The following is a 14216-nucleotide window of genomic DNA, read 5'->3' on the forward strand; positions in this document are numbered from 1 at the left end:
GCCATGCCGAACGCAACCGCGGCCGCGAGGATCGCTTCCGTGGATGCCCTACGAGGCTTCGCGCTCCTGGGCATCCTCGTCGTGAACATCGCCTTCCTGGCCTCCGGCTACCGGATGGCCGGGATGGCCGAGCCCGCCTTCCAGTCGCCCCTGGACTGGACGGTGCGGTTCACCGTGACCCTGCTCGTGGAGAACAAGTTCTATCTGCTGTTCTCCTTCCTGTTCGGCTACAGCTTCACCCTCCAGGTCGACTCGGCGGCGCGGCGGGGGCGCCCGTTCGGGCCGATGTTCCTGCGCCGGCTGGCCGGGCTGCTGCTGATCGGGCTGGCGCACGCCGTGCTGCTGTTCCCCGGGGACATCCTGACGACGTACGCGGCCGTGGGCCTGGCCCTGCTGATCTTCCGCAAGCTCCAGCCCAAGGCCGCCGTGGTGCTGGCGGTCATGCTGACCGCGATGCTCGCGCTCGGCTTCGTGCTGCTGGCCCTGCTCGCCACGTTCGGCCTGGACATGGGCGGCACGGTGGCCGACTCGGCCGCCGAGGCCACCAGGGCGGACGCGGCGCTGGCGGCCTCCGCCTTGGAGATCATCTCCGAGCACCTCAGGAAGCTGTCGCTGATCATCGTGTTCCGCGTCCTGTTCCAGGGGCCGGCGGTGCTGGCGGCGTGCCTGATCGGCCTGGCGGTCGGCAAGCTGGGCGCCCTGCGCGACCTGCCGGCCCACGCGGAGCGGCGAGCCGGGCCGGAGAGAGCGAGGGCGTCCAGCCCTATGCCAACGGAGACCCGAGGGAGCGCGACCATAAGCACGAAACGGCGAGCCGGGCCGGAGAGAGCGGGGGCGTCCAGCCCTGTGCCAACGGAGACCCGAGGGAGCGCGACCATAAGCACGGGCACGCTGCGCAAGCTGCAGTGGGTCGGGTTCACGGTCGGGCTCACGGGCGCGTTCATCTACACGACGTCGGCCTGGCACGGCACGATGCACAAGTTCTGGGGCGAGGCGGTGGACCTGGTCACGGCCCCGCTGCTGGCGGCCGCGTACGCGGCGACGTTCCTGCGGGTGCTGCCGTACATGCCGCGCGTCGCCCGCGCGCTCGCGGCGCCGGGCCGGATGGCGCTGTCCAACTACCTGGCGCAGTCGCTGATCTGCTCGCTGATCTTCACCGGGTACGGGCTGGCGCTCGTGGACCGGGTCAGCCCGCCGCTGGAGGTGCTGATCGCGCTCGGCATCTTCGTCTGCCAGGTCCTCTACAGCCACTGGTGGCTCAAGAGGCACCGGTACGGTCCCGTGGAGTGGATCCTGCGTTTCCTCACGTACTGGCGCAAACCCGACCCCAGCCGCTCGGCTACCGCCCGGACGGGCTGATGGTCGACGAGGTACGCGGCCGGCGGACGGTCCAGCAGCGCCTCCGCCTCGACCGGGCCGACTTCACCGACCCCGTCCCGGTGCGGATCCACGGCCTGGAGCCCTGCCTGCCGCTCTTCGGGCTGCGCTGACTCCCGATTCAGGGCCGGACGATGCGCGGCCGGTCGAAGGCGGTGTTGTCGATGACGACGTCCATCCGCTTCAGCGGGTCGGCCTCCTGGAGATAGACGCGCTCGGCGACCAGGTACCGGTTCCGGTGGATCGACTCGGCCTCCGAACCGGCCCAGTCCTGGTCGCGTTCGGCTCCTCTGCGTACCGACAGCTCGGCGTCCACGTCCAGCCAGATCCGGAGATCCCAGTACGTGTCGATCTCGGGGCGGAACGCGAACACCCCGTCCACGATCAGCACCGAGTCCGCGGCGAGCGGTGTCGTCGTTCCCGAATGATCGATCTGCGTCAGCGGATCGATGCCGCACAGCGCGCAGGACGCCGCGTCGGGGGAACGGGCCGGCTCCAGCAGCAGTTGCCTGACCGCCTCGTAGTCGTAGGCGTTCCGGTAGTACCCCTCGCCCGACTCGCGGTCGTAGAGGTGCCGGTCCTTCCACGGCTTCTTGAAGTCGTCCAGGGTGGCGCGGAGCACCGGCCGCCCCGCCTCGGCGATCTCCTCGGCCAGCTCGTGCCCGAAGCTCGTCTTGCCCGAGGCGGTGAACCCGTCGATCCCCACCAGCACCCGTCCGCCGCCACGGGCCAGCGCCTGCTCGGCGACCTGCCTCACGAGCACGGTACGTTCCGGCGAGGCGGGGTCCGGGCAGGGCTGCTGCCACGTCGAGACAGAATGTCGCACCCGCGTATCAGGAGATCCCACCAGCACACCCTATCCACGGACATTTCCCCTAACGCAGGAAGGTCACGTCGCGACCCAGCTCAACTCAGCGCTCGCTGTCCAGATCCGCCATCGCCTGGCTGGGGTATCGGTCACCTCGGGCCGCGCCGCGCGGGACGAGGTCCTCGATCCGCGCAAGCTCCTCGGCGCCGAGAACGACGCGGCCGCTGTCGACCAACGTGTCGACCTGGTCCAGGCGTCGCGAGCCGACGATCGGCACGATGTCCTCGCCCTGCGCCGCCACCCAGGCGATCGCCAGTTGCGCGACGGAAGCGTCCTTCGCCGCGGCCAGTTCCTCCAGCCGTGCGGCGAGGGCGGCATTGTGCTCGCGGTTGGCACCCTGGAACCGCGGCGACACCGTTCGGGCTCCCTCGATGGCTCCGCTGCCGCCGATCAACCCGCGGGACAGCACACCGTACGCGGTGACGCCGATGCCCAGTTCGCGGCACACGGGCAGGATCTCGTCCTCGATGCCGCGGCTGAACAGCGAATACTCGATCTGCACGTCGCTGATCGGCGCGACGGCCGCGGCGCGGCGGATCGTCTCCGCCCCGACCTCGCTGAGTCCGATGTGCCGCACGTACCCCTTGTCGACCAGCTCGGCGATCGCTCCCACGGTGTCCTCGATGGGCACGGACCGGTCGAGCCGGGCCGGGCGGTAGATGTCGACGTGGTCGGTGCCGAGGCGCTGCAGCGAGTAGGTCAGGAAGTTCAGCACGGCGGCGGGGCGGCCGTCGATGCCGGCGAACGCGCCATCGGGGCCGCGCATGGCTCCGAACTTGACGGAGAGCACGACCTCGTCCCGGTCGCGGCCCTCAAGCGCGCGCCGGATCAGCCATTCGTTGTGTCCCGCACCGTAGAAGTCACCGGTGTCCAGCAGGGTGCCGCCGGCGTCCAGGTAGGCGCGCAGGACCCGTACGCCTTCGTCGTCGTCCAAGGGACCGTAGGCGCCGGACAGGCCCATACCGCCAAGACCGGGCGAGGAGACGGTGGGACCGGTGCGGCCGAGGCGGCGTGTGCCGAGAGGTGTCGTCGTTGTCATGTCCCCCACTGTGTGGGCTGCCGCGCACCCGGACCAGGGCCACCTCATCCAGGGACAACCTGTCCCTGGATGAGCGTGCGGCGCGTCCGTACGCTGGTGGACGTGATCGACCGCGCCGGGCTTGCCGACTTTCTCCGTCGCCGCCGGGAGCTGCTGCGCCCGGCTGACGTCGGCCTGCCCGAGGGCGTGCGGCGCCGGACACCCGGGCTGCGGCGCGACGAAGTGGCACAGCTGGCCGGCATGTCCAGCGACTACTACGCCCGGCTGGAGCAGTGCCGTGGCGCGAACCCTTCCGAGCCGATCGTGGCCGCCCTGGCCCGCGCGCTCCGCTGCGACCTGGACGAACGCGACCACCTGTTCAACCTGGCCGGCCTGGCGCCCCCGGCGCGCCGTGCCCACAGGCACATCCGCCCAGGACTGATCAGCCTGGCCGACCGGCTCACCGATGTTCCGGTCCTCATCTGCACCGATCTGCACGAGGTGCTCTGGCAGAACGCCCTCGCCGCCATCGTGCTCGGCCGCCAGGAACACCAGATCGGCCTCGCGGGCAAAATCGCATGGCTGTGGTTCACCGAGCCGGCCTCGCGCGCCCGGATCCCCCAAGAGGACTGGCCACGGCATTCACTCGCGCAGGTCAACGATCTGCGAGCGACGTACGCGCGCCGCGCCGGCGATGACGACGTCGTGGAGCTGGTGCACGAGCTGTTGAAGCACAGTGCGGAGTTCCGCGGGTTGTGGGAACGGCACGAGGTCGCGGTGCGCCGTTTCGACCGCAAGCGGCTGCTGCACCCGGAGGTCGGGATGCTGCACCTGACCTGCGAAGTGCTGTTCACCCCCGAGGAAGACATCAAGGTGCTGGCGTACTTCCCGACCGAGGGCACCGACGCGCGGGAGAAGCTCGACCTGTTGCGGGTCATCGGGACGCAGAACTTCCGGACGACCGTCTGACGGGGTCGTGATGTGCTCCAGACGTCGCGGATCCCCCGCGTGTCCTCCCGGACATTGAGCGCCCGCGCGCCCATCACCAGGCAGTTGCGGTTGCCTCAGCTGACCCTGCGCCGCCGTGTCAGCTGACACGTCAGGACGGCAACGGCGCCGTATCAGAACGGTCGACGACAGTAGAGCCCATGAACGGTCCACCGACCGTCCAACCCCCTCCCGCAACAGCCTCGAAGGAGCGACCACCATGTCCGTCACCCTCACCGACCAGGACAAGACCACCCTGCGCATCGCCGCCTGGGGCGCCGTCTCCCTGATGTCCGCCGCCGGCGCCGCCGGCTCGGCCCACAAGGTCGCCACCGAAGGCTCCATCGCCCTGACCTCCGCCACCGGCCTGGCCGGACACGTCCTCACCAAGGCACCCAAGGGCGTCAAGTACGGCAAGACCGTCGCCGAACTCGCCGACCAGGTACTGCCCGCCCTGACCGCGTCCATGAACCTGCTCAACCAGCAGGACCCGGCCGAAGCCGACAACTTCCGCCGCACCATCGTCGTCGCCATCGACGCAGCCACCCGCACCCACCAGGGCCGGCCCAGCCCCACCCTGACCGACATGGCCCGCAAGATCACCGAAGCCCTCGACGCCGCCTGAGGGGCAACGTGCGGACCGGCCGGGAGCGGCGTGACAGAGCGGTCGAGACGCAGACGCCGATCAGGTGACGCGGAAGGCGTCGGCGTTGCGTGCGCACCAGGCGGCGAAGGTGCGGGGCCTGCGCCGGAGCAGGCGCTCCACGGTGTCGGTGCGGAAGTCGCCGAGCACGTTGAACGAGGACAGGTGCACGATGTGGCGCACCCCGGCGGACCGGGCGGCGGCGACGGCGTGCCGGGTGTGGTCGAGGCCGATGCCAGGAGTGAGCAGGAACAGCCGGTCGACCCCGGCGACACCGCGCACCTGCGGCCGTTCTCCGAACGCGGCTTCAACGGGCCCGCCCACCCCGTGTGCTCAGCTGACGGCAGCGCCGAACCACTTGGGCAGCCGGCCGAGCAGCTCCTGCTGATCGTCACCGGCCCACGCCACGTGGCCGTCCGGCCGCAGCAGCACCGCGGGTACGTGAAGTTCCTCGCTGACGTCGACGACGTGATCGACCCGATCCGCCCACCCCGCCACCGAGAGCCGGCCGGTCTGGTCGAGCAGCAGCCCCCGGCCGCCCCGCGTCAGCTCGTAGAGGCGTCCCCGCTTCAGGCCGACGTCCCGCATCCTCCGGCCGAGCAGCTCATGTCCCTCGCCGAAGTCGTAGCGGACCCCGATCGCGATGATCTTCTCGATCAGGTACCGGTTCACGTCCTCGAAGTCCATCAGTTGCGACAACAGCCGGCGCACCGCCCGCGGCCCCGGCTCGGTGGACAGCAGCTCCATCTGCGCGCGGGTGTTGTCCAGCACGTCGACGGCCACCGGGTGCCGTTCGGTGTGGTAGCTGTCCAGCAGCCCCTCCGGCGCCCAGCCGCCTACCTCGGCGGCCAGTTTCCAGCCGAGGTTGAACGCGTCCTGGATGCCCAGGTTGAGCCCCTGCCCGCCCGTCGGCGGGTGGATGTGCGCCGCGTCGCCGGCCAGCAGCACCCGGCCGACCCGGTAGCGCTCGGCCAGCCGGGTGGCGTCACCGAACCGGGAGAGCCAGCGCGGTGAGTGCACGCCGAAGTCGGTGCCGGCGTACACCCGCAGCTGCTGCCTGAACTCCTCGATGGTCGGCGGGACCGTGCGGTCCTCGGCCACCCCCTCGGCGGGCACGACGACGCGGTACGCCCCGTCCCCGAGCGGCCCGAGGCCGAACCGCAGTTGGGTCTCGCGGACTTCCGCGACGACGGCGGCAACGGTCGCCGGATCCTCGGTCACCTCCATCTCGCCCAGCAGCGTCTCGACCTTGGTGGGCTCACCGGGGAAGCCGACGCCGAGCAGCTTGCGCACCGTGCTGCGACCTCCGTCGCAGCCGACGAGATAGCGCGAGCGCAGCCGCGTGCCGTCCGCCAGCTCGACGGTCACCCCGTGCTCGTCCTGGCTCAGCCCGACCAGTTCGCAGCCGCGCCGGGGCTCGGCGCCGAGCTCGGTGGCGCGCTCGGCCAGCAGGCGGTCGGTGACGGTCTGCGGAATGGCGAGAGTGTAGGCATGCGCGGTGTCCAGCCGGCCGGATGAAGGCTTGGTGATGCCGGCGAAGGAACCGCCGAGCGGGTGCTGCCGGCCGTGCGCGAGGAACCGCTCCAGCAGACCGCGCTGGTCCATCACCTCGATGCTGCGCACGTGCAGGCCGAGCGCGCGGACGTACTCGCTCGGCTCCGAGTCCTTCTCCAGCACGAGCACGTTCACATCGTGCAGTCGCAACTCACTGGCCAGCATCAAGCCGGTCGGTCCGCCGCCGGCAATGATCACGTCAAACATGAACCGCCCATTCACTGAGGTTGCATTTCGGCCAGGTGCACCGCCCGGCCCGGCGACGCGCACCTGCGAGGACACGTACTTCGTGAATTCCTGATTTCCGCGGATTCTGGCTTCAGCCGCAGATTCTGCGGCACGACCCGGGTCTTGCCGCAAGCCCCCCGGTGCGCTATAGCTTGAAAGTGGCAGGGAGTGGCGTTACCTCCTTGCCTTTTCCGTCCGCTGTGGACGCGGCGGCCGAACGGCGACACTGCCTTGCTCCGGGGTGTCATCCGCTGGGACTGTGCGACGGCCACCACGTGGTGCCCCACTTGCCCGGCTGGCCATGGCGACGCGAGGTCCGGTTGGATGGTGATCGTGCACGTGAAGATCACCGTCCAGCGAGTGCGACTGGGAGCCGCGGAACTCCAGGTGATCCGCCCGGCCAAACCCCTGGCCAATGGGGCGCTCTACGACACCGGCCATCAGTACCACATGTATGTGGACCGGATGGATGGCCGACGGGTCGGCGCGCTGTGGTTACTCGCGGCACGTTCTCCACGGTCGCTGGTCTACCTGCCGATGCGTGCCACTCCGCCCGCTCCCGGGATCAACCCCGACTGGGACAAGGAGGAGAGATGCCCGGACCGGCCACTTGATCTCGTGCTGGCCCATCACTCGTTGCAGTTCCCGCCGTCACGCTGGAAGCGGCTGAGAAAATGGATCACCGCTGGAAGCGCTCCCCGTGAGGTGCGGACCGCGAGTGTGCCGGACACCGACCTGCCCGCCGACGAGGAAATCGACTACCGGGCGCTGAACTACCGGGAGAACAGGGACGCTCTCCACCAGCGTGTGCACGCCGAGACGCTCTTCTTGACCGGCAGTGCCGCCGCGTTTCGACAGCCTGCCCGTCACTTTTTCGCCGTGGCGAAAGAAGGGCCGCCTGCCGCCGCGACATCGCTGTACATCTCGGGCGCCTGCAACTACCACGTCTGCCGACTGTTCTACTGGCCCGATCTGGATCCGGGGCGCGGGCAGGACATTCACGTGGAGTACTGCCCGCGATGGACGACCTGACATCCCTGTGCGAGCTCGAAGTTCCGCAGGACGGCGATGGCCTTGCGCACATTTAAGTGCCGCCTCGCCCCGACCATTTGATTTCGTAGGGGCGGAAGGTCACCTGCCGGCCGTCCACGGTGGCCGTCACGTCGCGGTCCGAGGTGTTCACCATGACCACCTGGCGTTCCTGGCCCAGCGCCTTGATCTTCGGGTCCGAGGTCGTCACCGGCTCCACTCGCACGCCTGACGGGAACCATTTCGTGAAGCCGCTCAGCAGGCCCGCCATCGGCATCTCGCCGCCCACCTTGGGGTTCCAGAGGCAGCCGGCGCACTCGCCCTGGCTCTTCTGCTGCGGGTTCCAGTAAAGGGCCGTCGTCACGCCGCTCTTCGCGAACTCCATCAGCGCCGTCGCCTGCACCGCCGTGCGCTTCGCCTCCGACCAGCCGGAGTTCTCCGGCTCGACGTACCATTCGGCCCACCACACGGGCAGGTCCTTGCTCTTCTGCCGCAGCCACGTCGTGATGGCGGCGAACTTGGCCTGGGCGGTGAAGTCGTCGGGTATGTTGGCCCGGTCGTTCGTCATGGACGCGCCGTCGACCACGACGAAGTCGGCGCCTTTCTTGTGCTCCAGCCAGTACGTGATCGCGTCCAGCGCCCGCTGGTCCACCGTGCCCCACGGGCCGCTCAGCTCCGAAGGGCCGCCCTTCGAATTGCTCTCGATGGGAATGTACGGGCCGCCGAGCTGAATGTCCTTGTTCACTTTCTTCAAGGCCGTGTAGACCTTGTTGTACAGCTCGGTGTACCCCTCGGCGTCCCAGCGGTTCGTGGACGGGTCCCAGAAGCCCTTGAATTCGTTCCACACCATGTAGTGCTTGACCGTCGGATACTGCTTGGCGACCTGGACGGCCAGTTTGGCGTAGTCGTCGAAATGCTCGCGTTCGGGCGCGACCGTGTGGTTCTTGCTCCAGTCCGTACGCCCGGCCTGCCCGCCCTTCATCCAGTCCGGCGCGCAGCACAGCGTGATCACCGGCACCGCCCGCGACGACGCCATGAACTTCAGCCGCCGGTCCAGATCACGGAAGTTGAACTGTCCGGGACTGGGCTCCGGGTTGCCGACGCCCCAGCCCATGATGTGCTGGTTCTGCAGCATCGGGACCCGGCCGAGCACGCCCCTGGCCTCCTCCACGACCTGCGACGGCTCGTTGTCGGCGCTGTACTGGGTGTGCGTGATGCCCCAGCGCGGCCAGTTGTCGAGCGCGGGCGGCTGCTCCAGCTGAGGCGCGGGCTCGCTGGGGAGCGCCGTGGCCACCTCGTCGCCCTTGAACACGCTGCGGGACTGGCTGCGCATCGAGGCGTAGACCATGATGCCCGCCACCAGTACGACGGCGAGGATGCCTGCTCCCAGCGCGAGCGGCCACGGCGATCGTCTTCGCGCGTGCCGGCCGTCAGTCGGAATCACCGAATGCTCCTCATGCTGCGGCAAAGGTACAGGGACTCACGAACTTACAAGGGCTCACGATGTGCGAGGGTTGCGAACGTTCCAGAGACTGCAAACGTACAAGAGCCCGACCCCAAATACGCTAATCGTCCCGCTTGCAAACTGCTTGCCACATCCGTTCAGGCGACAGGAGGGCGCTGGCCGCCCGCCGGGCCCGGGACCCCGGCATAGCGGTACGGGACCGGCGGCCGGCCGGGCTGCACGACCAGGAGCGTGCCGGAGGTCTCGGCGTAGAAGGCGGATTCGACGGCGGCGGCCACGTCCTCGGCCGTGAGCAGGGGGAACCCGGCGTTGACGAACATCTCGCGCGACTCCGCCACCAGCGGCGTGTCCGTGAATCCCGGGCAGACGGCGCCGATCCGGACGCCCTGGGCGGCCAGCGGCTCGGCCAGGGCCCTGACCAGGCCGACGACGGCGTGCTTGGTCATCGTGTAGATCGGGTCGCCGGCGAAGCCCACGAGCCCGGCCAGCGACGCGGTGGCCACGATGGCGCCCCCGCCCGACCGCTTGAGCAGCGGGACGCCGGCCCGCACGCCGAAGACGACGCCGTCCACGTTCACCCCGACCACCTGGCGGTAGCGCGCCGGGTCGAAGTCGGCCAGGTCCACCCGGCCCGGGATCCCCGCGTTCAGGTGCATCAGGTCGAGCCGCCCGTAACGCTGCTCGGCCAGCGCCACCGCCTCCAGCGAGGCCTCCTCGCGGCTGACGTCGGCGGCCAGCCACGCGCCGCCCACCTCCTTGGCCAGTCTCTCGACGCCCTCACCGTCGAGGTCGACGAGGACGCACCTGGCGCCGCCCGTCGACAGCCGCCGCGCCACGGCGGCCCCGATGCCGCTGGCCGCTCCGGTGATGAGTGCAACTGTGCTCATGGCGTCGCTCCTTGGTCGGGGGTCCTCGGACGGTCAGGGCCGGTCGAGCATGCGGTGCGCCCGGGAGATCAGCGTGGGCACCGCGGACCCGATGCGGTCGAATCCCTCCCCAACGGTCTTACCTTGCCGGAACCGGGCGTGAATACCCTCCACGATGACAGCGAGCTTGAAGTTGCCGAAAGCGACGTAGAACCCGAGATCGGTGAGGTCCCGCCCGGACACCTTGGCGTAGTGCGCGGCGAACTCCGCCGCGTTCATGAACCCCGGCGCCACCGTCACGTCCCCCGCCACGGGGATCCGCGCCCGCTCCTCGTCCCCCTCGTCGTGCCAGTACGTCAGCGTGAGCCCCAGATCGGCCAGCGGATCCCCCAGCGTGGACATCTCCCAGTCGACCACGGCCATGATCTCGATCGGGTCCCCGAACCTGATCAGCGTGTTGTCCAGCCGGTAGTCGCCGTGCACCAGCGTGCTGTCGGACCTGGCGGGCAGCCGCTCGCGCAGCCGCTCCACGAGCCGGTCGAACTCGGGCAGGTCGGCCGTCTTCGACCGCTCCCACTGCTGCCCCCACCGTTCGAGCTGCCTGGCCAGGTAGCCCTCGGGCCGCCCGAAGTCCCCGAGCCCGACCTCGCGGTAGTCCACCGCGTGGATGGCCGCCAGCACCTCGGCCAGCCGCTCCGACAGCCGCCGCGTCCGCGCCGGCGGCGGCGAGCCGAGCTCCTCCCGGGTCCGTACGGCGGCCCCCTCCACGTACCCCATGAGATAGAACGGCGCCCCGACGACGGACTCGTCACCGCAGAAGGCGACCGGCGCGGGCACCGGCACGGGCGTGGACGACAGGGCCGAGATGACCCGCCACTCGCGCCGCATGTCGTGGGCGGTGGGCAGCACATGACCGAGCGGCGGCCGGCGCAGCACCAGGCGGCGGTCGCGGGCCTCGACGAGGTAGGTGAGGTTGGACCTGCCGCCCGAGATCAGCGAGACGGACAGCGGCTCGCCCGCATCGGGCACGTTCCGGCCCATCCACGCGGTCAGAGCGGGCCGGTCGATGCCAGGTACGGTCATGGACACACATTAGAACGCCACTCGGTCCTGAACACCACCTGGGAGTTAGGTAACGTTCGGGACCTGCGGTTACAGCAGTTCTGGTAATACCCTTTACCCTGGCCGTACAGGTCCCCCCTCAAGCTTGAGACACAGTGGCATGCCGACGGTAGGAGCCCATGCGCGTCACCCTTGCCCTGCCCCGTGAGCTGGGACAATCCGAAGTGAGCCGCTGGCGGGAGCTGCAGGCGGCAGACCCTGCGCTCGACAGCCCCTTCTTGTCCCCGGAATTCACCATCACGGTGGGCGAACTCCGAAATGTCGTACGGGTCGCGGTCCTCTACGACGGCCCAGACATCGTGGGCTTCTTCCCCTTCGAACGACATCCCCTGGGCATCGGTAAACCAGTCGCCGCGGGGCTGACCGACGCGCAGGGGATGGTACGTGCCAAAGACCTCCCCGTCGACCCGCGCCGCCTCATCAAGGAGTGCGGGCTGGCGGTGTACGAGTTCGACCATCTGGTCTCCGGCCAGCCGCTGCTGAGCGAGCGGCACGAGAGGCACCCGTCGCCGATCATCGATCTGCGCGGCGGCTACGAGCACTACACCGACACGCTCAGGGAGCACTCCGGCAAGACGTACAAGACCACCCTGGCCAAGTCCCGCAAGCTGCAGCGCGAGGCCGGGACGATGAGCCACGACTACGCGACCACCGACCTGGCGCCCCTGCACACGCTGCTCGGCTGGAAGACCGACCAGTACCGCCGCACCGGGCGCACCGACAGGTTCGCGCACCGGTGGATCGTGGAGCTGGTCGAGCGGCTGCTGGCCACCCAGTCGGAGAGCTTCGCCGGGGTGCTCGACATGGTCTACGCGGACGGGCGGCCGGTGGCCGGGCATTTCGGCCTCCGTACGCGTACGACGCTCGCCGGGTGGTTCCCCGCCTATGACACCCATTTCGCCAAGTACTCCCCCGGTCTCATCCACCATCTGGCGATGGCCGAGCAGGCGGCGGCGAACGGCATCGAGGTGATCGACATGGGCCGGGGCGAGAAGGAGTACAAGGACAAGCTCAAGACGGGCCAGCTCGAAGTGGCCGAGGGGCGGGTGGCCAGGATCGGCGCGGCGGCCGGGGTCCACTGGATGATGCGGGTGCCGGTGCGCAAGACGCGCGCCACGGTGATGGCCAACCCGTTCCTGCTCAAGACCGCCGACAGGGCGCTGAAGACCTACGGGCGGCTGCGTACCGTCCTGCAAGGGTGAGGCTCGTCGAGGAGCGCACGGGCCGTCGCTGCCTGGCGCTCCCCTCCAACCGCCTCGGCCTCTACCTGGCGTTACGCCACTGGTGCGAGCCGGGCCAGCGGCTGCTCATGTCGCCGATCTCGGCCGACGAGATCCTGTTCCTGGTGCTCGCGGCCGGCCTGCGCCCGGTGATCGCGCCGCTGTCCCCGCGCGACGGCAACATCGACGTCTCCCGCGTCGACCTCGCCGCGGTGGACGCCGTCCTGACGACCAACCTGTACGGCCTGCCCGACGACGCCCTCTCCTTGTCCGGAAAAATGTCCGGAAAAATCCTGATCGAGGATGTGGCGCACGCCATGGAGACGAGCGTCGGCGGCCGGCCGCTGGGGACCTTCGGCCAGGCCGGGGTGTTCAGCCTCTCCAAGCACCCGGGGGCGGGCTCGGGCGGCGTCCTGGCCGTCGAGCACGAGTCCGACCTGCGCGCGCTCCAGCGTGCCCGTGACGCCCTGCTGGCCCCCGGCTCGCCACTGGCCGACCTGATCGGCGTGGCCACCTCGATGGCCCGCCAGGTGGCGCTCAGGCTCGACCTCGTACGCCCCGCGCTCAGGCTCATGCGCGCGCTCGGCATGCAGGAGGAGCGCGAGGGCTACCGCATCCCGCTGGATCCCGAGGCCCTGAAGCAGGCGCTGGAGCGGATCCCCGAGCTGCCGCCCTTCGACCCCTGGGTACGCGCCGACCTGCACGACTACCGCGCCCGCCGCGGCCGGGTGGCCCGCTGGTACCAGTCCAGGCGCCTGGCCAAGGTGGCCGCCGACCGCGGGCGGCGGCTGGCGGGCGTCGCGGCCCTGGCCGAGCTGCCCACGGTCGCGCCCGCCGTGCGCGACAACGTGCGCCAGCCGCTGTTCCGCGTGCCGCTCCTGGTGCGCGACAGGGACGCGGCCATCGCCGAGCTGGAGCGGCGCGGGGTGGCCACGGGCTACCTGTACGACCCGCCGTACGACGACTACGCCCCCGCCTTCACCGAGCCGTCCCCCGACCCCGGGCCCGCGCGCTGGTGGGCGCGGCACGTGCTGCCCGTGGACCCGGTGTACGCCGCCCGCGCCCTGCCCGTCCTGCGCGACCTCAAGCCCCCTACGCAGGGTCCGTCCTGATCAGCCGCAGGAACGCCTTCAGCCCCGTGATCACCTCCTGGTTGTCGTTCAGCCCGTCCACGGTCTCGTCGAACCGGCGGGCCATGAGCGTCATCCTGCGGCCCAGATCGTGGTCGGCCACCTCCAGACCCCGGCGGGCGGCGTTCAGGTCCTCGACGTCCCTTCTGAGGCCCTGCGTGACCGTCTCCAGCTCGGACACCCGGTCGCGCAGGGCGAGCACGTCCGCGCGCGGGTAGCGCACCTCCTGCCCGAGCGTCCTGACCCGGTCGCGCAGGTGCTTGGTGTACGCCGCGATCGGCCGGAACCCGGTGGCCAGCAGGTAGAAGCCGGAGAAGTAGTAGCCGATCCGGGCCCCCGCGAAGAAGGTGACGACCGCGATCACGGCGGCGGACGCGACGTGGCCGGAGATCGCGAGCACGAGCATGCGCCGGGCGATGCGCCGCGCCTCGTCCTCGCGGTGCTGGGCCACCTCGATGCCGGCCTCCCTGGACACCTGGATCTCGTGCAGGACGTGGCGGGCGGCCAGGCACAGGTTCCACGGGACGGTCAGGATGACGACCAGCCAGAGCAGGCTGACCGCGCCGGCCCCCAGAGACAGGAGCGTGGACAGCGCCACTCCCGCGTAGAGGATCAGCCAGACGGTGAGCAACGTGACGATCAGGGACGCGAGGAGTAGCCACCATTTCATGGGGTTCAGCATGCTGTGGGGGCGCTTGCGGGGGCGAGG

Annotated in this window: 15 protein-coding genes; 7 read left to right on the top strand and 8 right to left on the bottom strand. The window is 70.0% G+C overall.

Translation table 11 applies throughout. The features are described from left to right. Positions 1–39 precede the first annotated feature (39 nt). Together ACIBQ1_RS28135 and ACIBQ1_RS28140 are read left to right on the top strand one after the other, a co-directional pair. On the top strand, positions 40–1359 hold the full coding sequence (locus tag ACIBQ1_RS28135) for a DUF418 domain-containing protein (protein ID WP_397282129.1): 1320 nt from the start codon (positions 40–42) through the stop codon (positions 1357–1359). After that, the gene (locus tag ACIBQ1_RS28140) at positions 1359–1490 is read left to right on the top strand and encodes a hypothetical protein (RefSeq protein ID WP_397282131.1); all 132 of its coding nucleotides are present in this window, start codon (positions 1359–1361) and stop codon (positions 1488–1490) included. Before ACIBQ1_RS28135 ends, ACIBQ1_RS28140 begins: the two co-directional genes overlap by 1 nt. A gap of 8 nt (positions 1491–1498) precedes the next feature. Here ACIBQ1_RS28140 and ACIBQ1_RS28145 read toward each other — a convergent pair whose 3' ends face one another. Further along, positions 1499–2203 (bottom strand): uridine kinase, encoded by a 705-nt coding sequence (locus ACIBQ1_RS28145; protein ID WP_397282132.1) that lies wholly within the window; start codon positions 2201–2203, stop codon positions 1499–1501. A gap of 85 nt (positions 2204–2288) precedes the next feature. Further along, positions 2289–3284 (bottom strand): aldo/keto reductase, encoded by a 996-nt coding sequence (locus ACIBQ1_RS28150; RefSeq protein ID WP_397282134.1) that lies wholly within the window; start codon positions 3282–3284, stop codon positions 2289–2291. Between the two features lie 69 nt (positions 3285–3353). Here ACIBQ1_RS28150 and ACIBQ1_RS28155 point away from each other — a divergent pair, with 69 nt between their 5' ends. Further along, positions 3354–4232, top strand: a complete 879-nt coding sequence (locus ACIBQ1_RS28155) for a helix-turn-helix transcriptional regulator (RefSeq protein WP_397282136.1) — start codon at positions 3354–3356, stop codon at positions 4230–4232. A gap of 238 nt (positions 4233–4470) precedes the next feature. After that, complete coding sequence (locus tag ACIBQ1_RS28160) at positions 4471–4875, top strand: hypothetical protein (protein ID WP_397277350.1); 405 nt, start codon at positions 4471–4473, stop codon at positions 4873–4875. Between the two features lie 60 nt (positions 4876–4935). Here ACIBQ1_RS28160 and ACIBQ1_RS28165 read toward each other — a convergent pair whose 3' ends face one another. Continuing rightward, positions 4936–5175: a hypothetical protein gene (locus tag ACIBQ1_RS28165; protein ID WP_397282137.1), complete on the bottom strand. Its 240-nt coding sequence runs from the start codon at positions 5173–5175 to the stop codon at positions 4936–4938. 51 nt (positions 5176–5226) lie between these two features. After that, entirely contained in the window at positions 5227–6654 is a 1428-nt protein-coding gene (gene rox / locus ACIBQ1_RS28170) for a rifampin monooxygenase (RefSeq protein ID WP_397282139.1), read from the bottom strand. A 345-nt stretch (positions 6655–6999) separates the two neighbouring features. Between rox and ACIBQ1_RS28175 the strand changes: the two genes are divergently transcribed. Continuing rightward, positions 7000–7707, top strand: coding sequence for a hypothetical protein (locus tag ACIBQ1_RS28175; RefSeq protein WP_397282142.1), 708 nt, complete (start codon positions 7000–7002; stop codon positions 7705–7707). 52 nt (positions 7708–7759) lie between these two features. Here ACIBQ1_RS28175 and ACIBQ1_RS28180 read toward each other — a convergent pair whose 3' ends face one another. From ACIBQ1_RS28180 to ACIBQ1_RS28190, 3 genes are all read right to left on the bottom strand, one after another. Next, entirely contained in the window at positions 7760–9148 is a 1389-nt protein-coding gene (locus ACIBQ1_RS28180; protein WP_397282143.1) for a xylan 1,4-beta-xylosidase, read from the bottom strand. 158 nt (positions 9149–9306) lie between these two features. After that, the gene (locus ACIBQ1_RS28185; RefSeq protein ID WP_397282145.1) at positions 9307–10056 is read right to left on the bottom strand and encodes an SDR family oxidoreductase; all 750 of its coding nucleotides are present in this window, start codon (positions 10054–10056) and stop codon (positions 9307–9309) included. A 33-nt stretch (positions 10057–10089) separates the two neighbouring features. Next, a complete protein-coding gene (locus tag ACIBQ1_RS28190; protein ID WP_397282147.1) occupies positions 10090–11118 on the bottom strand; it encodes a phosphotransferase family protein in 1029 nt (342 codons plus the stop codon). A gap of 158 nt (positions 11119–11276) precedes the next feature. Here ACIBQ1_RS28190 and ACIBQ1_RS28195 point away from each other — a divergent pair, with 158 nt between their 5' ends. Then, positions 11277–12359 (top strand): GNAT family N-acetyltransferase, encoded by a 1083-nt coding sequence (locus ACIBQ1_RS28195; RefSeq protein WP_397282149.1) that lies wholly within the window; start codon positions 11277–11279, stop codon positions 12357–12359. Beyond that, on the top strand, positions 12356–13489 hold the full coding sequence (locus ACIBQ1_RS28200; protein ID WP_397282151.1) for a DegT/DnrJ/EryC1/StrS family aminotransferase: 1134 nt from the start codon (positions 12356–12358) through the stop codon (positions 13487–13489). The genes ACIBQ1_RS28195 and ACIBQ1_RS28200 overlap by 4 nt, the downstream gene beginning before the upstream one ends. Here the strand turns inward: ACIBQ1_RS28200 and ACIBQ1_RS28205 are convergent. Further along, on the bottom strand, positions 13470–14177 hold the full coding sequence (locus ACIBQ1_RS28205; protein WP_397282153.1) for a hypothetical protein: 708 nt from the start codon (positions 14175–14177) through the stop codon (positions 13470–13472). The genes ACIBQ1_RS28200 and ACIBQ1_RS28205 overlap by 20 nt on opposite strands. Positions 14178–14216 lie beyond the last annotated feature (39 nt).

This window comes from Nonomuraea sp. NPDC050153 (assembly GCF_044460125.1).
Lineage (GTDB): Bacteria > Actinomycetota > Actinomycetes > Streptosporangiales > Streptosporangiaceae > Nonomuraea.